Annotated in this window: 21 protein-coding genes; 6 read left to right on the forward strand and 15 right to left on the reverse strand. The window is 42.6% G+C overall.

Going from position 1 to position 21,888, the window contains the following annotated elements:
• Window positions 1-58: 58 nt before the first annotated feature.
• From V3V99_03565 to V3V99_03590, 6 genes are all read right to left on the reverse strand, one after another.
• Complete coding sequence (locus V3V99_03565; GenBank protein MEE9441726.1) at window positions 59-2,224, reverse strand: DUF2339 domain-containing protein; 2,166 nt, start codon at window positions 2,222-2,224, stop codon at window positions 59-61.
• A gap of 34 nt (window positions 2,225-2,258) precedes the next feature.
• The gene (locus V3V99_03570) at window positions 2,259-2,873 is read right to left on the reverse strand and encodes a hypothetical protein (GenBank protein MEE9441727.1); all 615 of its coding nucleotides are present in this window, start codon (window positions 2,871-2,873) and stop codon (window positions 2,259-2,261) included.
• Between the two features lie 77 nt (window positions 2,874-2,950).
• Entirely contained in the window at window positions 2,951-3,301 is a 351-nt protein-coding gene (locus V3V99_03575) for a n-acetylglutamate synthase (protein MEE9441728.1), read from the reverse strand.
• A gap of 3 nt (window positions 3,302-3,304) precedes the next feature.
• Window positions 3,305-3,691, reverse strand: coding sequence for a nuclear transport factor 2 family protein (locus V3V99_03580; GenBank protein MEE9441729.1), 387 nt, complete (start codon window positions 3,689-3,691; stop codon window positions 3,305-3,307).
• A 64-nt stretch (window positions 3,692-3,755) separates the two neighbouring features.
• Window positions 3,756-4,685, reverse strand: coding sequence for a hypothetical protein (locus tag V3V99_03585; protein MEE9441730.1), 930 nt, complete (start codon window positions 4,683-4,685; stop codon window positions 3,756-3,758).
• A 146-nt stretch (window positions 4,686-4,831) separates the two neighbouring features.
• Window positions 4,832-5,632 carry a sulfite exporter TauE/SafE family protein gene (locus V3V99_03590; GenBank protein MEE9441731.1) on the reverse strand — a complete coding sequence of 267 codons (801 nt, stop codon included), beginning with the start codon at window positions 5,630-5,632 and terminating at the stop codon, window positions 4,832-4,834.
• A gap of 87 nt (window positions 5,633-5,719) precedes the next feature.
• Between V3V99_03590 and V3V99_03595 the strand changes: the two genes are divergently transcribed.
• The 3 genes from V3V99_03595 (at window position 5,720) to V3V99_03605 (ending at window position 7,195) form a co-directional block, all read left to right on the forward strand.
• Window positions 5,720-6,463 carry a DUF2238 domain-containing protein gene (locus V3V99_03595; protein ID MEE9441732.1) on the forward strand — a complete coding sequence of 248 codons (744 nt, stop codon included), beginning with the start codon at window positions 5,720-5,722 and terminating at the stop codon, window positions 6,461-6,463.
• A gap of 17 nt (window positions 6,464-6,480) precedes the next feature.
• Window positions 6,481-6,717, forward strand: coding sequence for a hypothetical protein (locus V3V99_03600; GenBank protein ID MEE9441733.1), 237 nt, complete (start codon window positions 6,481-6,483; stop codon window positions 6,715-6,717).
• A 67-nt stretch (window positions 6,718-6,784) separates the two neighbouring features.
• Window positions 6,785-7,195 carry a threonyl-tRNA synthetase editing domain-containing protein gene (locus V3V99_03605; GenBank protein MEE9441734.1) on the forward strand — a complete coding sequence of 137 codons (411 nt, stop codon included), beginning with the start codon at window positions 6,785-6,787 and terminating at the stop codon, window positions 7,193-7,195.
• A gap of 3 nt (window positions 7,196-7,198) precedes the next feature.
• On the opposite strand, the gene V3V99_03610 is transcribed toward V3V99_03605, so the two are convergent.
• The 6 genes from V3V99_03610 to V3V99_03635 form a co-directional block, all read right to left on the reverse strand.
• Window positions 7,199-7,927: an MBL fold metallo-hydrolase gene (locus V3V99_03610; protein MEE9441735.1), complete on the reverse strand. Its 729-nt coding sequence runs from the start codon at window positions 7,925-7,927 to the stop codon at window positions 7,199-7,201.
• A gap of 289 nt (window positions 7,928-8,216) precedes the next feature.
• On the reverse strand, window positions 8,217-8,768 hold the full coding sequence (locus V3V99_03615; protein MEE9441736.1) for a GNAT family N-acetyltransferase: 552 nt from the start codon (window positions 8,766-8,768) through the stop codon (window positions 8,217-8,219).
• A gap of 142 nt (window positions 8,769-8,910) precedes the next feature.
• Complete coding sequence (locus tag V3V99_03620; GenBank protein MEE9441737.1) at window positions 8,911-9,084, reverse strand: FeoB-associated Cys-rich membrane protein; 174 nt, start codon at window positions 9,082-9,084, stop codon at window positions 8,911-8,913.
• A gap of 12 nt (window positions 9,085-9,096) precedes the next feature.
• Entirely contained in the window at window positions 9,097-11,256 is a 2,160-nt protein-coding gene (gene feoB, locus V3V99_03625; GenBank protein ID MEE9441738.1) for a ferrous iron transport protein B, read from the reverse strand.
• Window positions 11,243-11,500 (reverse strand): ferrous iron transport protein A, encoded by a 258-nt coding sequence (locus V3V99_03630; GenBank protein ID MEE9441739.1) that lies wholly within the window; start codon window positions 11,498-11,500, stop codon window positions 11,243-11,245. Before V3V99_03630 ends, feoB begins: the two co-directional genes overlap by 14 nt.
• Before the next feature lie 35 nt (window positions 11,501-11,535).
• Window positions 11,536-12,009 (reverse strand): transcriptional repressor, encoded by a 474-nt coding sequence (locus V3V99_03635; GenBank protein ID MEE9441740.1) that lies wholly within the window; start codon window positions 12,007-12,009, stop codon window positions 11,536-11,538.
• Window positions 12,010-12,366: 357 nt separating this feature from the next.
• Here V3V99_03635 and V3V99_03640 point away from each other — a divergent pair, with 357 nt between their 5' ends.
• Both V3V99_03640 and V3V99_03645 read left to right on the forward strand, forming a co-directional pair.
• Window positions 12,367-12,966, forward strand: a complete 600-nt coding sequence (locus tag V3V99_03640; GenBank protein ID MEE9441741.1) for a penicillin-binding protein activator LpoB — start codon at window positions 12,367-12,369, stop codon at window positions 12,964-12,966.
• Between the two features lie 11 nt (window positions 12,967-12,977).
• Window positions 12,978-14,378, forward strand: a complete 1,401-nt coding sequence (locus tag V3V99_03645) for a hypothetical protein (protein MEE9441742.1) — start codon at window positions 12,978-12,980, stop codon at window positions 14,376-14,378.
• A 69-nt stretch (window positions 14,379-14,447) separates the two neighbouring features.
• Here the strand turns inward: V3V99_03645 and V3V99_03650 are convergent, their stop codons facing one another.
• Window positions 14,448-17,021: a M28 family peptidase gene (locus V3V99_03650; protein ID MEE9441743.1), complete on the reverse strand. Its 2,574-nt coding sequence runs from the start codon at window positions 17,019-17,021 to the stop codon at window positions 14,448-14,450.
• Between the two features lie 216 nt (window positions 17,022-17,237).
• Between V3V99_03650 and V3V99_03655 the strand changes: the two genes are divergently transcribed.
• The gene (locus V3V99_03655) at window positions 17,238-18,722 is read left to right on the forward strand and encodes a TlpA disulfide reductase family protein (GenBank protein MEE9441744.1); all 1,485 of its coding nucleotides are present in this window, start codon (window positions 17,238-17,240) and stop codon (window positions 18,720-18,722) included.
• Window positions 18,723-18,773: 51 nt separating this feature from the next.
• Here V3V99_03655 and pepF read toward each other — a convergent pair whose 3' ends face one another.
• Window positions 18,774-20,597 (reverse strand): oligoendopeptidase F, encoded by a 1,824-nt coding sequence (gene pepF / locus V3V99_03660; protein MEE9441745.1) that lies wholly within the window; start codon window positions 20,595-20,597, stop codon window positions 18,774-18,776.
• Window positions 20,598-20,623: 26 nt separating this feature from the next.
• Entirely contained in the window at window positions 20,624-21,793 is a 1,170-nt protein-coding gene (locus V3V99_03665; GenBank protein ID MEE9441746.1) for a Xaa-Pro peptidase family protein, read from the reverse strand.
• Between the last annotated feature and the right edge of the window lie 95 nt (window positions 21,794-21,888).

Raw genomic sequence — 21,888 nt, forward strand, 5'->3', positions numbered from 1 at the left:
ACCAAACCAATCTTTTATTTTTTACCGGGCCCTAGTGATCTTTTTTTATAACTAACAATTACTCATCTGGGTCAGAGTTGTTTGATTTCTCAAGTGCCGAACCTGTGCCCGCGTCTTTCTTCCATAATGATTGAAAATAATAACTTACAAAGAGAATGACGCCACCCAACCCGAGAAAGAGTAATACTCTCCAGATGGCATCGATTTGTTTCAGGTCAATCAGGAGCAGTTTCCCAATGACAAGACCCAAAGTAGCGAGACCGGTCCACCTGATGTGATAATTGTTTAATCTCAGGCTGCCTATGATTAATAGGATAGCGTAAGCGCCCCAAACCGCCGAAACGAATCCCTGGCCGTTAGGTAGATGTGAGAATTCTCGATGCAATAGGGCGAGGATGAAAATATGCGAAGCCAGTAAATATACCAAACAGAATTTCGAATCCCGAATTAATTTCAAAGCGATTGAGATTATGGCGGCAATAAATAGAATATCTGTTGCGGCCTGCCAGTTTAGCATTGTTAGACCTTGTCCCGATTCGACGAATAAGCGAATCATAACCCATGAGGCCGTAATTCCGGTAATTACATATCCGGTGATCAACGCTATTTTATCGCTCCAGCGGAATGCGATAAAGTGGATTGCCAAAATTTCAGATGTAAATAGAATTAATAGAATATTACCTGTGAATGCGACATCGAGCCATAAATCCAGAGCAATAGCAGCAAAGACAAAATATATTCGTTGCTGAAGCCGCAAACTGCTAAAATAAGCCACAACACAAGTCGCCATAATAAGTAATAGGTTTGAAATTGAATCTGCAGAAAGAGCGGCTTGCTCATAAAATGGAAGTAGCATTCTAACAATTACTACGATTCCCAATACGCCATAAAGAATATGCGAAGTAACTTTAATTACCCTATCATTCAAGCGTCGCGCGATAAGAAAGAGTACGAAAGCTTCGCCGGTCAAAACGACTAAGAGAGTATTTCCTTCAAGTAAAAGGCTGAGACTAATCGTGAAGCACAGCATCCCAAACAAAATATGAGTATATATCAGGCTGTTTCGCACTTTCCATCGCGTTAGGATCCATGATGCCAGTCCATATATGATTGCCGCTCCGGCCATTATCCAGCCCCAGGTCTTATCCGAGTAGGCCCAGAGATTCATCGATAATCCCAGAGCGATAAGCGGCGATGATACCGTCAGGACATGAACATAATTCTTCACTAATGACTGGATGTCGTTGGAGACCGGTTTGCCGCCAAATAACAGGGGCGAGTGGGTCCAGGAATTTGGTTTTAGTCTGGCTAATATCTCGCGGGCGACGGGAGGTATCCAAAGCATCAGCCAGGTAAATATAATCGATGATTGTAGTGACCAGCGGTCAAAAACGGCGGCGCTGAAGTCGGCAGGCAATCCTTTGGCCTGAACGGCGCTTAAAATAATCCAGTGCCCCAGGACGGTAAAGAACAAGAGCATTCGCCAGCCCTTGAAAAAATAAATTGTGCACGAGCAAGTCAGAAGCAGAGACAGATAGAGCGTTAAACCGGGAATGTTGCCCGAACCGGTATAGAGTAGAAACGGCGTCCCCAATCCGCCAAAGACACCGATTATTGACAGAACCGATTCATTTTGACGAATAGCGATCAGATAGGCCGTGGCCGTTACGATAATCATACACGCAAACGCGACCGGATGCGAAACCAGAGAGAAAGTTTGAAATGCGGCGAATATGGTCACGTAAAAAGTCGCGATACCGCCGCCCATGAGAACCTGACTGAAATGTTTATTCTTCTTATATGTTTTCAGGCCAAAAAACATGAGAACAGCCCCGAGAGCGACGCCAAAAGCGATTCGAATCGGAGGCGTTATCCAGCCTTTGTCAATAGAATATTTAAACGCGAATATGGCGGATAAGATGATGAGCGCGATTCCGACTTTATTGAGCCAGTATTCACTGGTTTTCATGTGTTCGGGTAACGTGAATGGTTTCGTTGTATGTTTGACTAATGTCGTCTTATGCGGAGTATAAGATTCCGGAGATGAGGGAGTGATTTGAGGTTGTTCGGTCTTTTGCGGTTTTATTTCCGTCTTTTGAGATACATGGGGCTCAGCGGGTTTAGTCTTGATTTCGATATTGGCAAGCAAATAATCAACGGATTGCTGTAGATTCTTTACGGCGTTTTCGAGCCGAACAACTCTATTTTCGAAATTATCATCCATGCTATCGCGTCCCCCAACGTAATAAATATTTCAATCACTTCTTTATTTCGAGACCATTAAGTAAATCCTCAAAATCTCTTTTATATTCTGCAAATAAATTTTGCCGAGTAAACGCTATTGCCTGAAGAGTTCCATTGCGGCCGGTATAGTAATAGCCGTAATACGTAAAGGGAGTGGTATTGATAGTTCCGTTTATCTGCAGGCACAGAATTTCAACCCCGTTGACGATGCGTTCTTCTTCGAATACACTTTTGGCGTTTAGAGCGGCTGAACGGGCGTTGGCAAGAGCCAATTCTCTAAGTTTTTCAATCGTCAATTCGGATTTGCTGTAAAGAATGACGGCATGGGCATCTCCGTTAATATGCTCAAATTCATATTCCGCGTCGGCATTGATACCGAGCTTGCCCTTGAGCCATTTATTGTCATTAATCCAGATACCATATTTCCCTTTGGAGCCCTCATAATAATGATTGGATGAAAACGGTTTGAAATAAGAAACCGGTTTTTTTATTTCGGTCTTTTTCTCAACATTGTTCGATGATTGATTTTCTGATTTAGCAGAGTCGTTTTCATCGGAGAATTCCGTACCATAAGAAACCGATACCAGCGTCAATACAAGAACCATGATATATACAAATGTTGAAACCATAACTATATCCAAAAACCTAATTATAGTTTTCCTGAACGTGCAATAAACTTATATAGAAACGAAATGAACATCAACAATTATTGAGAAATTTCCTCAATAACAGATGTGCCCCGCAAAGGCTCCGGCTTGGAAATCGTCCACTTTTCATGTAGACGATATCGTCCGTCGAGCAGAATCTCAACTTCCGATACGGTTGTCCCTGAGATAAATTTATCCAAAACGCTTAAATATTGCCAAACCATTCGGATTGATTCCTTCTCATCAATATAACCGACGACAGTTCCGAATCGAGTTCCACCGCCTTGAAAAGTCGCCCAGACAATAGTCTTATCCTGACGATAATGAAACACCGTATCCTGATTAAAATCCCCGTCGTCATAGTTCTCGACGCCCTTGAAGTATTTGTTATTTAGATTTATCTCAGACATAGGTTATTCGCTTGACGATTTATGACCAGTATCGAAGACGAATTTCCATTGACCGTCCGGTTGCTTTTTCCAGATCGTCACATAATTTCCGTAAGTTGCCGAGGCTTTTCCCGAGTCGTCAATATGAGTTGATTTGTATTTGCCAAGAGTATAACCCAAATCTCCGGACGCGGCAATATCGGCGAAATACGGTTCCCAGTTGAGAATGTCGTTGTCAATTTTGGGGAAGAGCGATAAGATTGAATCCCTTCCGACCCTCGGTTCAATTCCGGCGGCATAAATCCGAGCGTCATCGGCCATGTAATAATCAAAAGCCGCGCGAGCTCCATTTTCCAAAGCTAATTTTGCGAACTCACGGTCGGTATGAAGGAGAATGTCCTTTGTTTCCATAGTGTCTGCCTCTTGCTATGGCAGAAAGATAGGTGTCTTTTATTTTGCAGGCAAGAGCTAAGGATTATTTTTTCTTGCGCAATTTGCTCATTGAAGGCAGCGAAAATCCTTTGATTTCCTGGCGTTCCTGCAAGCAGGCTTCATCATAATCAATGACTCGGTATAAAATGCTTTCCACATATTTCTTTTTAATTTGCATAGCCTGATTGATTGAGTCAATTTTTATGAAATTATAGCTATAGCCGCTGTCGTCGCAAAAACGCAGAACCGGTTTCATATAATTAATGATATATTCCTCAGCTGTTTCACCCAAAAGCTTCATCGGGTTGGAAACAAAACATGTATCGCATAAACCCAATACATTTTTTGTTTGGGCAGTGTTCTCATTATTAAATACCAGTACTATGTCCCGAGGATTTCCTCCACCGACCGACTCGGAGACATATTGAAATATAAATCGGCCGTAAAAAACCGCCGATAGCACCAGAGTCACCACGATCACCACGATTGGTATCAATTTGCTTTCTACGGTTCGTTTATATAGATCGATTATTATGCTAAATCCCAGGGAACCGAGAAACATAAGCACGTAGAGAAATTTATATTTGAATATCTCCATATCCGAATCGGTCACATAAAAAACGAAAAGCATTATGCAAACAAATACTAAAAAATACATCAAAAGCCAGAAGAGTCGAATAAAATGGCGTTTGAACCATGATGACTCTTTAGTGTTTCTATAAGTCTGAAACGGTCCCTTGTTGCCGAATAATCCAATATAAACCAGGGCAACCAGGGTATTATAAAACATAAAGCAGATTCCAACCGCGAGATATTTGGTATTAAGGGCGTTATATGTCACAACACCAAAAGAAATGAAAAAGGAGTTAATAATAATAAACCCAAAAATATAGCAGGCTGAAGTTATTGCCCCGATAAATCCTATGGCGGTCTTCAAATTGTTAATAATTCCCGAACTGGTAGCATTATTCATTATGTACCCTCCCACAGCTAAAATATTTTATTACTTCAACGTATGCGCGAGATGCCGATCATTGGTTTGAATATTGAACATAATACATAGATGTAATATAAGATATTAATATGAATGAAACAGGTCAATATAAAAATATAGAAATATCAAATAAATAGATCGATTATTCCCAAAAGCTTGGCGGCCGAGACGGCAACGATGATTATAAGTATCCAGCGGATAAATTTATTACCCTTTTTTATGGCGAATTTTACGGCCACCCAAGCGCCCAGCATATTTCCGATCGCCATAATAAGCCCTACGGTCCAGACAATTTGATCGTTGAGGGCGAAAATAATTACGGCGAAAAACGTGAAACAGAGGACGATTAGAACTTTCACCGGATTGGCATGCAGCTCATCGAAGCCGACGCTGAGCATCAATCCGGCCAAAAGGATAATCCCGACACCGGCCTGAATAAATCCTCCATATATTCCAATTCCGAAAAATATTAACATCTGAACAAATGACGTTTTGGTAATATCATCAATAGCTTTGGCTTTGAACCATCTTTTGGGCCGCACCAGAAGTATGATCAGCATGCAAACCATGATAACGCCGATAGTGTGATGCATTATTCGTTCATTCAAATCGGACGCGATCTGGGCGCCGATTATGGCTCCGATTACGGCCGGGATTGCCAGCTTAAAGCTGTGTTTAATATTTAATAGATGGCTGTTATGAAAAGTCCTGACTCCGACAATATTCTGCAGGAGAATGGCGACGCGGTTGGTTCCGTTAGCGATATTGGCGGGCAGACCGAGAAAAATCAAAAGCGGCAAAGTAATAAGCGAGCCGCTTCCGGCAAGGGTGTTAATAAATCCGGCGGCGAAGCCCGCTCCGATGACAGCCAGATACATATACCATTCCATGGCGGCGAATGTATGCGATTGGGCGCTTTCTGTCAACTATTGAAACGACCAAATAATAGACTTGCCTTAACAAAATAATCTTTTCTTATTTCGAATTAACGATTCCGGAAAAAGAGGCTCAGTTTGGAAAAATCAAGATTATCTCATAAAAGATATGCCGCGTTACTGGGAGTGGCATTTCTTATTCTCTGGATCGTACTGGCGATAAACCCTCATGACCGGCAGGACTGGGCTTTGGAAAATCTCCTGGCGGTCGTATGTGTCGGGGTTCTGGCATTTACCGCCAAGAGATTTCCACTTTCACGGATTTCCTACTCATTAATTTTTTTATTTATAGGTGTTCATGAAATCGGAGCTCATTATACCTACGCGCAGGTACCATATGACGCCTGGTTTGAGTCAATAATCGGCCGGACATTTAATTCGTTGATGGGGTGGGAAAGAAATCATTTCGACCGCCTGGTTCATTTCAGTTACGGCCTGCTTCTGGCTTATCCGATTCGGGAAGTGTTTTTTCGAGTCGCTCATGTCAAAGGTTTTTGGGGATATTTCCTGCCTCTGGATGTAACGATGTCAACATCAATGCTCTTTGAATTATTCGAATGGGGAGCGGTCAAAGTTTTTGGCGGCGATCTGGGCGTGGCCTACCTGGGAACACAGGGTGACATTTGGGACGCTCACAAAGATATGGGATTGGCCAGCTTGGGGGCGTTTCTGGCCATGCTGGTAACGGCCTTTATTAATTATCGCCTGCAGAGAGATTTTGCCCGGGAATGGTCGGAGAGTCTGAAAGTTAAAAATAACCTGCCCCTGGGCGAAGACGAAATCAAGAGGTTGATTAAAAAGCGAAAAAACAATAGTGAATAAATTCGTGGGAGATGAGAATGTCAAAGTTAAAAATGACCGGTGAGATTCGGACCGATAAAGATGTTGAATACAGCGATTTACCCGCCGATATGTGGGGCGAAGCGGTTTTTAATATCGACGGGGAAGAACTGGTAATGGAAGTCAGCCTTGAGGATAAAGCTATCGTGGCTATTATGGCCGGGGAAGACGCCGTATGGAAAGGCACTTTTGAGGGTTTGAAAATGCTCCTCCGCGGCGAGATCAAGGCGCGGTAGATTATTATAGAATACCTTTTACGGTTGCTATGTATTTTAATGATTAGATATAACAAGGCGGCGTGCGATGAAATTGTTGATGATATACACTGATAGATTTGCCTATAAAACCAGCGTTAAGGCGGTTGAAGAAGTTCAGGATATCGATGAAGAACGGGAAATTAATGATACTCTGATAGGATTCATACAGGTCGAAAAAGAGGATGAAGAAAACCTGTCGGCGGTCGAAACCAAAATGATTAAGAATCTAAAATGGGCGGCCCGCAAAAACGATACGCGCAAAATACTCCTGCATTCTTTCGCGCATTTATCCGAAAGCAAAGCTACTCTCGAAGCCACCAAACAATTATTCGACAGCGCTGAGCATAGGTTGACGAAAGCGGAATACGAAGTTTCCCAAACGCCGTTCGGGTATTTTCTTGATTTGGATATTCAGGCTCCGGGCAAATCATTGGCCCGGATATTCGTTGATATTTGATTATCAATACGCCTTATGCACCAGAATATATTCTTTGGCCAGTTTGCCGTATTCCCGGGCTAATTTTTCCGTAAGATGGACTTTGCTAATCATTTTTTTATCAATCGATTTGGTATCGCGAAAAGTAGATTCTATGATCGCCAGGTTGGCGCCTTTTACTAAATTCTTATTGAACTTGTTCGTGCCGGTATCGCCGGTTATGGCGATGATTTCATCTTCACAGGAAATTCGATAACCGAGAGCGGGGAGAGGGTCGGTAATTCCGGCTCCGGCAACGCTGCCGTAATGGGTCATTTCAAATACTTCAATATTCATCCCGGCGACCGATCGTTTATCTCCTTCGTTGAGATTGCCCAGAATGATTGGAAATTCAGTCGTGAAATCATATATGCGTGTGAATTCACGCACCATAGATTCAACTTCAATACAATCACTTGGAGCATATATAACGAGAGTTTCTTCGCGGCCGATCATACGGAGAAAACCAAGCAGCGAATGAAGCCCTCCCATATGATCAAAATGCCCGTGTGTAATGAAAATTGCTGATAATTTCTTGTAATTAATTTTGTTTTTCAATAAATCTCTTAGGATACCATCTCCGCAATCGATCAATATTGCCCCTTCTGAATTTTCAATCCAAACCTGATTAGCGATTCCGGCTCGTGAATATAGAATATCGACGGTTAATGATTTTCCATTCCATCGGGCATAATTATTTTTATCAAGATTCATGATATTATCCTCATTCCATTATTGATAACTCAAAATGATAACGTACGCGTTATAGCTTTTTGGGACCAATAGTTTTTATTGTGACGATTTTCTTTAGTTTATTCTTTTGCGATGAACAATCGCATCCAACACATCCCTGTCCCTTACTTTTATCCCAAAACGTATTTCCAATATATCAACCTCAAGCTGAGGTTTAGCAAACCTGATTTTCGCCGCTGCGTGCTGGATCCACTCCAGCGAGATCTTAGCCGCCGTTATGGAGTGAATAAACACAATTCCTACTATATTATCATGTTGCTTCCTTATACATCCACTCATCAGCAAGTAAGGCATAGATATATTTATCCCACCATTCACTTTCTTCATAAACTGCTTCTCTTAACTGTGCCTCTCGCCTCATCCCAAGACTTTCCATTATTTTCCAGGATGCAGAATTGCCGCTACTTGTATCCGCTTGAATGCGGTGCAAATCAAGCGATCTAAACCCATAGTTCATCAATGCTTTGGCTCCTTCTGTGGCATATCCCTGCCCTCGATACTCAGTACCCAGCGCCCATCCGATTGCCCCTTGTTTTTGGTCTCGACATATCAGCGTCAACAATCCCATCACCTTGCCATCTTCTTTCCGTTCAATGGCCAGGTCAAATACCTTTTCCTTTTCAAAGGGCTGATATGAATTCTGCAAGTCGATGTATTTTTTAATCCCGTCTTCGGTAGCTTCTATATTATCGGATGTTACTTTTGCTACCGAAGGTTGAGACACAAATTCAAATATATCTTGTGCATCTTCATGAGTATATCTTCGTAGGATAATACGATCAGAGGTTATTGGCAATGTCATACTGGGATCCTCCGCTTGGCCGAGATTTTCCATATAAAGGTTTCAAAAGAATGGTTTGTACTTTTAGTTTTTTGAATATATAAAAAGTGTCTTGAATAGTCAAGAATTGCCTAGTTTTACTCAGTTAAATGGCTTTTTGGCTTTATAACTTCTTCGGACCAATGTTTTTTATTCTGACGAATTTATGCAATTTTTTCCCCTGCGAAGTACAATTACAACCAGCGCATCCCTGCCCCTTACTTTCTTTCCATAAAGTTTTTCCGACATACCAGGCGGCGGCAATAACAACGACAGTAACAATAATTAGCTCAAACATATCAGCCTCATATTAATTAAGCCCCAAGAGCCTTCCACCTTGATATACGATTAACGCCAGACCATACGCTAAGGAAAAAGTATAGATTATCTGGTAGAAAAGTTCCTTCCATGATCCCGATTCGCGCAGGAATACGGCAAGCGCAGCCATGCAGGGAGTATACAATAGAATAAAAACGACAAACGCATAAGCGATCAATTTGGAATAAGCCGGGTCATGGGCCAGTTTTTGTCTTAGGGATGTCGATTCTTCACCGGCCTCGCCGACCCCATAAATGGTACCCATGGTTGACACCACGACTTCCTTGGCGGCGAAGCATGAAACGAGAGCGATGCCCAAACGCCAGTCGAATCCCAAGGGTGCGATAACCGGCTCAACAGTCTTACCGATTTTACCGGCAAAACTATTAGATAATTGCTCCGACGCTTTAATGTTTTGAAAGCCTGTAAGGGTTGTTTCTAATTCATCTCCCGTCAGGTTTCCAATTTCCTGTTGAGAGACGGCTTCTTCGGCGAGGGAATCATAGTCATGCGAAAACGTATCCGTTCGGGGAAATGTCATCAAAAACCACATAATTATCGAGATACCCAAAATAACCGTACCGGCTTTTCGCAGATAGAGCCATGAGCGTTCCCACATATGAATAGACAGTGAACGCAAAGTTGGTACCCGATAAGGAGGAAGTTCCATAATGAAGGGAGCCGACATACCTTTGAATCTGAAGGTCCGGAGAATTTTGACCATCGCGATGGCAATGATGATACCCAGAACATAAATGGAAAAAACGACATTGCCGGCATTTTCCGGCCAGAACGCTCCGCAAATTAAAATATATACCGGTAATCTGGCTCCACAACTCATAAAGGTCGTTACATGCAAAGTGACCAGTCGGTCTGTTTTGTCTTCTAAAATACGGCTGCCCATGTAGGCCGGAACCGAACACCCGAAACCGATAATCATCGGTATAAATGATTTGCCGTGCAGTCCTATTTTGTGCATGATGCGGTCCATTATGAATGCGGCCCGAGCCATATAGCCGCTGTCTTCGAGTAAGGCGATGCACAAAAAGAGCATCATGATATTGGGCAAAAAGACAATGACGCCTCCGACACCTCCGATAATACCATCAACTATGAGTGAACTCAAAAGGCCGTCGGGGAGAGTCGATTGCAGCCAGCCGGATAATAGAGAAATGCCGCTTTCAATCCAGTCCATGGGGTATTCGCTCAAAGTAAAGGTCAGATTAAACATCAGCCATATCAGAAAACCGAAAATGGGCAGACCCAGGACGGGGTGAATGAGGGCCAGATCGATTTTATCGGAAATATCATGGCGATTGGTCCCGGTTAATGTTATCGCTTCGGCGCAGGCTCCGCTGATATAAGCGTATCTCCTATCCGATACAACCGCCGCCGTTTCATCACCAAAAAGAGTTTCTATATTATTTCGAGATTTATCAATTGCCTGATAGAATTCCAAATCGGAAACACTGTTTTCAAAATGGGAAATAATTTCTTTGTCATTCTCGAGAATCTTGAGAGCCAGCCAACGGGGGCGGTAGCCGTTGGTAATGGCGGTGTAATTATCAAGCGATTTTTCAATCCGAGTAAGCTCCGTCTCGAATTCCCTGCCATAATTTATTTCAATCGGATTATTTTTCTTGCCGTTTCTCACCGTTTCAATTACGGCACGCATTAAATTATCCATCCCTTTTCGTTTCGATCCGATTGTGGGAATAATCGGGACACCCAGAAGCTGGGAAAGCAATTTGGTATCAATCTGTATTCCCCGGGAATGAGTCATGTCGCTCATATTGAGAGCGATCACGACCGGAATGCCCAGCTCAATGATTTGTGTAGTTAAATATAGATTACGCTCGATATTTGTGGCGTCCACGACATCAACGACAACATCAGGCTTTTCTTTTATGATATAGTTGCGCGCGATTATTTCTTCGATAGAATAGGCTGACAAGGAATAGGTCCCCGGAAGATCGACTAATTTATATCGATGACCGTCAAAATTCGAATAGCCTTCTTTTTTTTCAACGGTAACACCGGGATAGTTGCCGACATGCTGGTTGGCGCCGGTCAGGTTATTAAAAATTGTCGTTTTTCCGGAATTGGGATTTCCGGACAAGGCGATTGTAAATTCCTGTTTATCCGAATTCAACTTCCTTCACCTTGATTTTAATGGCCGCCCCGCGTCCAATCCCCAATCTGGTGCATCGGACTTCAAGTCCGACCGGACCGTGGCCCGAATTGGCTATAATGGTAAAATACGTTCCCGAATTGAGCCCCATCGACGCGATTTTTTCACGAAGCTTGAATCCCCCGTCTAAACTCACCAGTTGATAAGTTTTGCCAACTTTGGTTTCACTAAGGTTCAGTTGGTCGAATTTAGTCATAGAGCTCATCTTTCTCTCCGATGCAATTAGCGTTTTATCAAACATTATTTATTAACCCGTTTTTTCTGATTTTGTTTCCGTTCCGCCATTTTCCGGCAGTCCTTACAAATTCCAAAAATCTTAAAATGATGAGAATGAGTCTCGAATTCGTGTTTTCGAGCGATCGCCTTTTCCTCGGCATCCAGGGCTTCACTTGAAAACTCGACAATCTTTTTACATTTCTGGCAAATCAGGTGATGATGATGTTCGGAATCGATTGTATGTTCAAAGCGGGATATTCCGTCATTGAATAATACCTCCCGTGCCAAGCCGCTGTCGGCGATAAGTTTCATAGTGCGATAGATGGTCGCGTAACCGACTTTCCGGCTAAGTTTTTTAAGAATCATATGGAGGTCGTCAACCGAAACATGATCATTAGTCGATAAAAAAGCGTCAAGGATGATTTCTCTTTGGGTGGTTCCTTTGAGCCCCGAGGCCTTTATATACTCATTAAAGATTTGATGAGCGTCAATACTCATTATTACTCCCAAAATAGAAATTGAGAATCATTATCAATTGGGGAGTAATATACATCTCTTTTATTTATTGTCAAGGTCTTAACAGCAAAAAAATGCAAAAAAGGCCATATTTTGTAATATACTGATAGATTATTAGTTATAGAGATTTGCGGCTTAATTTTTAGTTCTTTTTTGTATTTGAAATTAGCCTGATATTATATAATCCCTCGGTCATTCACTTTCGAAAAACAATATTGAATACGGAAAATTTTCGATATTCTGTCAATATTTTAATTGTGACGAGCGGCTCAATATTGATATTTATATTTGTACAATTTGAACCTGACAGATAAACATATAAATTACGGAGGATGAATTGTGAAGAATTTAATCCTTATTTTAATTGTTTCAGCGGTTTTGCTGGGATGCGGATCATCATCGCGCCAGATACATCGGATCGATCCCGAAACGGTGACCGATGTCAGCGGAAAATGGAATGACACTGACGCGAGATTAGTTGCCGAAGAAATGGTTAGTGATTGTTTGTCGCGGCCCTGGTTGATCGATTTTGCCTCGGCTACCAGCCAGAAACCATTTGTCACCGTCGGTCTGATACGTAATAGAAGCAGCGAGCATATCGATACGGAAACATTCACAACCGATTTTGAACGAGAACTTATCAATTCCGGGCAAATCAGGTTCGTTGCCACTCGCGATCAAAGGGAAGATGGGCGCGAGGAAAGGTACGACCAGCGGGATTTCGCGTCGCGCGAAACAATGAAAAAACTTCGGGCAGAAACGGGCGCTGATTTTATCCTCCTGGGAGCGATAAAATCAATCGTTGACGAGGCAGGCGGAGTTCGTGTCGTTTATTACCAAACCGATTTGGAACTAATCAATATTGAAACGGCTGAAAAAGTTTGGATCGGCACCAAAAAAGTCAAGAAGGAAATCTCAAAGGATAAAACGAGCTGGTAGGAATCAGGCGATTGATAAAGTTGCGCGATAAATTAAAGATCGCCGTTCTTTTTGTCTGTGCACTGGGCGTTTTTTCCGGCTGCAGTTCGGTCGCGACGCAAAAAGCCTTTTATGAGCCGATTGAAAAGGAGTTAAGACAGGGTAATTTTTCATCGGCAGTCGCTCAGATTGAAGAGGCAAAAACTAACGGAAAGTACAAAAAGAAGGATCGCTTTTTGTACTATCTGGATGCCGGCCTGGCCTATCATTATAATCTTCAATTTGATTCCAGTATTTCGCGCCTGACCCAGGCGGAAGACGCCGCCGATGAATTATATACTCGCAGTATCTCGCGGGCGGTAGGTTCTATAATATTAAACGATAATATCCTGGAATATACCGGGGAAGATTACGAGATACTGTATTCAAATCTAATCAAGGCCTTAAATTACATTTCCCTTGATCTATTTGACGATGCTTTTGTCGAAATACGTCGCGCCAATGAAAAACTCAATTTACTGGAACAAAAGTACCGCGAAGAAGCGGATATGCTCAATGCCCAGGACCGAGACGATTCATCGAGAGTTGAAATTAATTACGAGGCCAAACCATCGCGGTTTAATAATTCCGCCTTTGCCCGGTATATGAGCCTGCATATGTATGCCGCCGATGGCAAATATGACGACGCCGAGCTTGATTATGACCTAATGCGACGTGCCTTCATCGAGCAGCCTCATATCTATGATTTCGAAATGCCGGAGGTTATATATGCTTCCGATTCTCTGTCGGTTCTGTCAATAGTGGGACTGGTTGGATTCGCGCCGGTTAAAGAAGCTATGAATTTGCGCTTGCGAACCGACAAAGAGTTAAAACTCGTACAGATATTGTATGATGATCCTAAAATGCCACATGCTGAATACGGTCATATACCAATGGACGTCAAAGAAGATTATTATTTTAAGTTTTCCATTCCGCAATTGGTTTCCCGGCCGACCGATATAGAGAGTATTCGAGTCTTCGCGAATGATACCTATCTGGGTGATTTGCGCTTGATTGAAGATATCGGTAAAGCGGCGATTGAAACTTTTGAGGCCAAAAAATCTATGATATATCTAAAGACCCTGGCCCGAGCAATCATGAAGGGACTGAAAACCCATAATATGAAAAAGAAGGCGGACAAAGGGAGTGGGGGATGGCTTAAGAAACTTGCGATTGACGCTATTACCGATTTCACAGAGAATGCCGATTTGCGATGTTCGCGTCTTTTGCCCGGATATATTCTTGTCGGTGATTTTGAATTGCCTCCAGGCCAACATGATATAAAAATCCAAATTCTGGACGTCTCCGGAAATATAATTGAAGAAAAGTTTTTCGAGAGTTTTCAGGTAAGAAAGAACGATTTTAATTTACTCGAAGTGATTCGCCTGAATTAGATTCTTCACATTCTTCGAAACAAAAAAGGCCGGTCAATCCCGGCCTTTTATGTCAATCATTACAGAATTTTAACTGCACGGCGGGGGGCCGCCTTTGAAGATGTGATTTATTAAATAAACCGCGTCGCCGACATTGGTTTCTCCGTCGTTATTGGCATCGCCGGATTCAATCGGTTCAGGTGCAGGACCGCCTTTGAAAACATGATTAATTATATAAACCGCGTCACCGACATTGACCTCATCATCGCCGTTAGCATCGCCGCATTTATAACTCAATTCAATTGTCGTCGTAAATTGTCGTTCGGATATATTGCCGTCGTCATCGCCAACCGAGGCGACAAAAGTAATAGACCCCGGATTCAAGGGGATGCCTCCCAAAAGGCCGTCGGATGTTACAGAAAAACCAGTTCCGACGAGACTATTATCCCTGTCCGCCCAAGTATGATTGCCGACACCGCCGATAGCTTCCAGTTGATAAGAATACGTATCCCCGGTTGCGCCTCCGGGAATCGATTCGCTTGTTATCGCCAGGGGATCGTTTGTCTGATCGCATGTATAGCCGGTGATAGAAACATCATCAATATTCCAACCGCAATAGGTCCAACCATTATCGGTGCTTCCCATTGTCCAGCGGAGTATGACAGTGCTCTCATGGTCGGCAATTTCTGAAATATCAATTGTTTGTGCAACCCATTCGTTATCGCTAATTGTGGCTTCGTTTTCCCAAACAGTAACAAATCCCGTCCCGAAACCGGCTGCTTCTATTGAGGCATGATCATACTGAGAACGCTCGACCCCTAGCCAGCGCATAAAGCTAAGCGTGACTTCGCCATAATCGGAACAATCTAAAAATGGGGCCGTCAAAAATTGTGGGCCCAAATTGTCCGGATAATCGCCTGATAAATTATAACCATATACGTTTTCACCTGAATATGCATAAGATGGATCCGGGTAGCCGTGAGCTCCGCCCATGCCCAGGGGAGTTCCTCGTTCCCATTGACCGGTTGCCGTCCAGGATTTATCGGTTTCAAAATCATCCTCAAAAATAATGACTTGTTCGGATCCAACAATGACCGTCAACGGCGATCCGGGTGAGGGGTAATAAAACTGACCGTTTATGATTTCAGATGCGCTGAAATAATAAGATATTTCATCCCCGCAGGATAAACCAGGTAAATTCGTTTGATAAGTTGTGAGATCAAGGGAAGCCATTGGGATAATTTGATATTCTCCGCCATTAATGCTGTAATGTAAGTATCCACTGTTTTGAATCGGTGTACCGCCATAGGCACCTAATACCTCAATAGTTACGGGAGTTGATTTGCCCGGTAAGACAACATTGGGAGGATTACCGGCAATGCTAAAAGCAAGACTATTATACGGAACATACGTTTGAGAAACCGTATATACAGTCGCCAACGCTGATTTTACAATCCTTGTGACATAATCAAAATTCATATAAACAGTGCTATCCTGGAACTTATGGTAGTAATCGGAAAATATGTACTCGATTAAAAAGGTTACCTGATAACCATTTTGTTGAAATGGATAATGGTCGGACCTGCTATTGGCTCCATCATAATGGCCGGTCAAATTTACAAGAGAGTCAGCAAGATCATACCATAGGTCAGTATATTCCATCTGAGATCCATAGTGCATTGAAACGTCATTTGTATTTTCGAAATTACCAATCATATCCAGATTGAACATATACACAATACTATCGCCCCTGTCTTTGGCTTCGTTAGCATAATGCCAGGAACCGAGCTTCCCTTGCTCTTCACCAGAATAGAGGGAGAAAACAAAGGTTAAATCGGTATCCACGTCTTTTAATATTCGAGCAATTTCCAGAACCCCGCAGGTTCCTGAACCGTTATCGTCGGCGCCGGGAGAACCGTAGTAGGCATCTTTGTGAGCCCCGACAATAACATGATGATCCGGCATGACGGTACCAACTTTATAGGCTATTATATTATAGCATTCGGTTAGCTCGCTATAAATAGTTGCTTCAAAAGTATCGACTACGACCGAATCGTAACCGAATTCGATTAGTTTATTAAAAATCCAATCCCGTGAATCCTTGGCTGACTGGGAGCCGGAAACCCGGGGAGGATAAGATTCCAGATGAGTATCATAAGAGTACAATGAATCCTCAAGAATACCGGAAATCAACTCAGTTAAATTATCAGGGTATCTGCTCGGATCGACAGATTTCTCGGATGGTGGAATATATTCGATATCGATACCATAATTTATAACTGGAAATAACTCAGATTCCTGCATTTTTTCAGGCGGCATGGTTTTATCCACTCTGAAAAACCTAACCTGATCTTCGGAATATAACATCTCGAATTTTCCGATATTTTCATCATCTTGCCTATTATCAAGGGCAATTTCATTTTTTGAGATATTTTTGCCCAATAGGTGTACTCTTATCCCGCTATTTTCGATTTGTTGAGCGGCAGACTCATCTATCAAAACCAAATACCCATCATTTAATCTGGCAATTGGTTCGGCCATAGACGATTTTAGTATTAATGCATCACTTAAACTGGTGACGTCAACCTTATATAAATCAGCAGCGTAGGTAGCAGCCCCAGACCAAATGATTGCAGTGAAAGTAATCACAAGATGCTTTAACATTTCGATCTCCTGTTTGTCCCGTTGGCGGGATAAGTAAATGAGGTACAAGTCAATATAGGATTTTTAATTAATTCGTCAAGCTCAGTTTATCCCGAACAGGTGTAAAAACAGCTTGAAGACAATGCCCTAATGAATTACTTTGAATTGGAAAAACTAAAGATGAGAAAAAAACAATAAGCATACTTCTTTTCAGGAGATTTTGAGTAGGAGGGTTTTGTGTACAAGCGAAGCATTCTATGTATTCTGTTTCTGGTCGCGTGTTTATCGGCCATTGTTTTAGCGGACGAGTATACGAGGGAAGTCTTTGATGAGAAATATAAAGCCGTGATTACCGAAGAGGAAGTTGGAGAATTGTGCGGGGATTTTATTAATAACGCCTCGGATATCGACGTGATACGCCGGGCGCAGGATAGATGGAGAAGAGATGATATCGACGCGGCTCGCTCGTTTTGTGAGGAATTACTGAAATCCGATATCAATTCGGCCAAATTTACATATTTATATGGCCGGGTCGCCGAATCGCCGGTTGAAAAGATAAAACTTGGCCGAAAAGCGATTGCTCTTGACGCTGAATGGCCTTATGGATATCGGCTGCTTTTGGCAACTTACGTAAGCGATTTATTTAATGCCGATGACGATGATCCCGATGCCAAAGAATTGGCAAATATGCTTGAAGAGGATTTGGGGTATTTTACTAAATTGGCCGAGCTTCAGCCGGAAGAATCATATCCGCATGAATACGTTTATAAGCTGAATGTATATCAGAAAAATTATGACAAAGCGCTGGAACTTCTCGATAAGGGCAAAGCCGCCGAGGCGCGCTGGGCTTCTGACCGAACCTATGCCTACTTTTATGCCTTGACCGGAAAGTATGATCAATCTCTGGAAAAAATCGACGCGATGCTGGAAGAACGTAAAGCGCAGGGGACCCCGGATGATGAGATTGCGGAGTATCGCGACTATTATTATGCCCGAGCCTTGAGAAACGCCGGGTCTTACGGAGAAATGATAAATTACTATCAGGCCAAAGAAGATTTCACGACAAACGCCGAAGCTCATTATGATGTTGCCTGCGCTTATAATTTGACGGGCGATGTTGAAAACGCCTTTAAGTCCCTGCAAACTGCTGTTGAACTTGGCTGGGATAAAGCTGGTTCTACTCAAAAAGAAGAAGATTTGGAGCCATTAAAGGATGATTCTCGTTGGCAGGAAATAATCGCGGGCGTCAAGTCCAACTGGGTTAATGGCGCGTCAGAACGCAAGGAAGAGGCTTTGAAGGAAAAACTCGATGAGTCCGCCCCGGATTGGTCCTTGCCTGACAAAGACGGCAATATGGTTAATTTGGCCGATTTTAAAGGGAAAGTAATCGTACTTGATTTTTGGGCAACATGGTGCGGGCCTTGCCGCAGAACAATGCCGACATTGAATAAATTTATAAGGAATGACGCTCACGATGATGTCGTGGTATTTTCGATTTGTGTCTGGGAGAAGGGCCGCAAAAAACAGATTAAATATATGGATGAAAATGATTATGCCATGACCCTTTTATACGGAAATGATGAATTAGTCAAGCTATATGGTATCTCCGGAATTCCGACCTTGGTCGTGATTGATAAGGAAGGCAATATCCGCTACAAAGAAACGGGATATAGCGAAGCTCTTTCGGATTATCTGATTTATTGGACCGAAGATTTACTATAACGTCAAATAAATTCCATGTTCAAAAGGCCGCCGTTTAGCGGCCTTTTGTTTTCAGCTTATGTAAGAATTTTCCAATTCTTTAACGCGTGACGCAAATAATTCAAGAGTTGCCTCAAACGGTTCTGAGGTTGTCATGTCAACGCCGCATTTCTTTAATTGCTCAATGGGATAATCATTTCCACCGGAACGCAGGAGGTTTAAATATTTATCAATGATGCCTTCCTCACCGTCAAGAAACCGTTTGAGTATCGCCTGAGACGCGGCAAATGACGTCGCGTATTGATAAACATAGTAAGCGCGATAAAAATGAGGCACGCGTGACCATTTGTATTTCGTGAACTCGTCCACAGTATAGTCGGGACCAAAATATTTGAGTAATAAATCTTTGAGGATGCCGTTCATGATATCGGGAGACAGGGCCTGACCGCCTTCAACATGTTCATGGATTTTGAGTTCAAAGTGCGCGTACAGCACCTGTTGGAAGTACGTACCCAGGGCGCCCATCAACCAGCGGTCAGTAAGAAACGCCTTTTTATTATCATCATCGGTTTGCTGAACGAGGTAATGATGTAATAATCCTTCGTTAATGGTTGAGGCAACTTCGGCGACAAAAATGGAATAGTTTGCTTTTTGATACGGTTGATTTTGATTGGCCAGATGACTGTGCAGGGCATGTCCCATTTCGTGCGCCAGGGTAAATTGATTACTCAGTGTATTGTTATAATTCATCAAAACGAACGGGTGGGTGTTAAAATTAGCCCAGTTATAGGCTCCGCCGACTTTTCCTTCCGTTTCATATACATCGATCCAGCGGGAGTCGAATCCTCCCATGAGTACTTGTTCATATTCATTGCCGAGAGTTTTGGTCGCTTCGCGAATTTCATCGATCGCAGTCGTGTATGGTACATCAATATTCAATTCGGAAATCAAGGGGCAATACAAATCATAAGTATAGACGGCATCAAGTTTCAGTACTTTCTTGCGCAGCGATACGTATTGGTGAAGTCCGTTTATGTATTTCTGGGTCGAATCAAGAAGTGAATGATATACGGAAGTTGGGATATTATAGACATCAAGAGCGTGATGCAGTGAACTGTCAAATTTGCGAGCCCGGGCATAGAATACATCGGCATTGACCGAAGAAGCCAGCATGGCACCCAGGGTATTGATATTGTTCTTATACGGTTCAAAGAATTTTCCGTTGGCTTCCCGCCTGACGCGGCGATCGGGCGATTCCATGAATTTCGCGAAACGCTGTTTGGTCAGTTGAACCGCGTTGCCGTTTTCGTCCTCAATTTCAGGGTATTTTATGTCGGCGCTGTCGAACATTGAGAAAATGCTCTGTGGACCGCGGCTGATAACCGCCGACCGCGCCAAAAGCTCTTCGACTTCTCCACTGCGGATATGTTCTCGTGAGCGATTAAATTCCTTAATGTAAAAATCATAGAGATCGGTTCGGGGGAACTTTTGTCCCATCTCCTCGAGTTTATCTTTATCGATCTGCAATAATTCCGGTTCTATAAATGAAAATGACGCTTCGGCTTTTGATGAAAGCATCGCCGCTCGCTCAGTCATGGCCTGGTATTTCGATTGACGTCCATCCAGATCTTTATTCAGGCGCGCGTATTGAAAGAGGTCAAAAACAATCAGAGACAATTTGGTGCGCAGTTCGAGGCAATTGAACAGTATTTCCGGTGATTCGGATAATTTGCCTGCGAAATCCTTCGCTTTATTGATTAATTCTTCTGCCTTCTGATTACTTTTTTCCCAGGTTTCATCCGAATCAAATATCACAGATAAATCCCATTTGTGTTTTTCCTCAATACCCGTGCGTTGAGGAATTGCTTTTTGTTCGACTACTTTGCTTTGCGACATTTATAGTATTCCTCGCTTTTAGTAAATTACAGTACAACCAATTCAGTTTGCCGTGGCGAAAGGAAACGGGCTCCCTGATTTTCAATTACTACGTCTTCTTCAAGAGAAATATGACCAATATTTTCGAGCGTGACTTCAAGTTCGAGAGTAAATACGTTTCCGATTTCCAAAGGAATATTGGGCGATTTTCCGTAACGTTCCCACTGTGGTCCGATAAGAGCGCCGCCGTCATGAACATATTGTCCCAGTTGATGGCCGAGGGCATGTTTATATTCAGGATAACCATTATCTTTAAGGACTTTTCTGGCATAACTGTCTATTGTCAGTCCAATTTTTCCCGGTTTACACATTTTGGCCGATTCCAAGATTATATTTTTTATAAGCTCGAATACTTTTAATACTTCATCGGGAACATCGCTCTCTTCCGGTTTTTTAAAATAAACAAGTCTCTGCAAATCGGAACAATACCCCTTATAATTCACTCCAAAATCAATATGCAGTATCTCTCCCGGTTCAATTACCGCGTCGGTAGGCGTACCGTGACCGGGTAAAGTTTTGTCTCCGGTATTAACAATTGTTGGAAATGAGATTGTGTATCCGAGAGATTCGATTTCGGAGGCAACGAGGTCTGATACTTCTTTTTCCGTCATGCCCGTTTTAAGCTGCGGGATGACATTGTCCCATGCCTGACAGGCAAGTTCGGCCGCTTTGGAAATATTTTCAATTTCAACATCAGATTTGCGGCTGCGTAATTTTGAACAGATTTCCTCGGCCGAAATCAATTTGTCAATAAATTGGGTGCCGACCAGGTAATCGCGCAACAGATGATACATACCGTGCGTCAGGCCGTCGGCGGAAGGATTATCTTTGGAATAATTAATAGCAATCGACTTTGGATTTAATTTTGTCAGGGTCTCTTTAATAACATCGGCGACTCCCTCGTCATAAGGAATAATTTCCGTAAAATAACCGCTCCGTTGAAAATCAGCCTGGTCGATACTGCCTATGATAGCGATTGTCTCGCCTGAACAGGTATAAAGAAAAAAGGACGGCCAGACAACTTCATACCCGACAACCAGGGACATGACGGGATCATTCGTTACCGCCGTTTCCCTGACAAAAACCATCCATAAATCAATGTCCAATTCTTCCAGTAAACGAGGTACTTGTTGAATTTTGCTTTTTATAATGTCCATTTCTAACCCTTCTCGAGAATGTGAAAAGCCAATTTAGTCAATGCTTGCCGATAAGACAATATGAACTTTTCGCGTATTCTATTTTAGTAGCGTTT

The organism is Candidatus Zixiibacteriota bacterium, assembly GCA_036480375.1.
GTDB lineage: Bacteria > Zixibacteria > MSB-5A5 > GN15 > JAAZOE01 > JAZGGI01.